The sequence below is a fragment of the Streptococcus sp. GMD6S genome (genome assembly GCF_000297015.1).
Genome location: NZ_AJRH01000200.1, coordinates 1 through 866, shown reverse-complemented (window position 1 = coordinate 866; position 866 = coordinate 1). Strand labels below are relative to the sequence as shown.

The following is an 866-nucleotide window of genomic DNA, read 5'->3' as shown; positions in this document are numbered from 1 at the left end:
CACATCTTCCAAACAAGCTCTCTAGTTGTGAAGTCTATTTTTTTCGTAAAATCACTTTTGATGTATAGTCTCACTCATCTTCCTCATCTTCATAAACTCGTTCACCATGGATTTGGATGTACTCCTCACGCTTCTTATCCAATTCTTCCCAGATGGGATCGTCAATAGCATCAATCGTTTGAATTTCTTCCAAACTCATCTCATTTGCTTCATCAAAGGTTAAAGATAAGATATCTTGGTGCTTTTTCTTGAATTCCTCGATTGTTAGCCATGTTTTCTTATCATCTTCACTAATTTTTCCATCAATCGCAGTCGCAATTTCGAGTGCCATAATATACATAGCTCGCTTATCAACTGTTAATATATCTAGATAATTCGAAGCGATTCTTAGGTATTTTCCCTTTTCTCTACCGTCGCTTTCATAACTTCCTTCATAATCCAAATCAATATTTTCATACATTTGGGAATTGATTGCACTGCCACCTTTAACCTTGGCATCTTTCCAACGAGAGCCACTTGCTCCCCACTTATCTAACCGTAAAGATAAATAGAAGTCATTTTGCAACATCTCATCATCCCCGACATTTGAGAAACTTATTTTTTTACCATTTCTTTCTTTAAACCACATTTTCCATGCGAGTTCTCTGTAGCCAAATGACACTTTTCTAGTATAATCACCTTTGATGTATATTCTCACTCGTCTTCCTCGTCGTCATAAACACGTTCGCCGTGGATTTTAATGTATTCTTCATTCCTGCGGTCGTCTTCTTCCCAAACTGGGTCTCTCACATCATCCATAAACGGAATTTCTTCCAAACTCAGCTCATTAGCTTCTTCATAACTCATCGAAAGGATATCCTCATGCC

The 866-nt window shown here is 37.5% G+C and carries 1 protein-coding gene; it reads right to left on the bottom strand.

The window, feature by feature from the left end:
* Positions 1 to 70 precede the first annotated feature (70 nt).
* On the bottom strand, positions 71 to 697 hold the full coding sequence (locus GMD6S_RS09655) for a hypothetical protein (protein ID WP_001223907.1): 627 nt from the start codon (positions 695 to 697) through the stop codon (positions 71 to 73).
* Positions 698 to 866 lie beyond the last annotated feature (169 nt).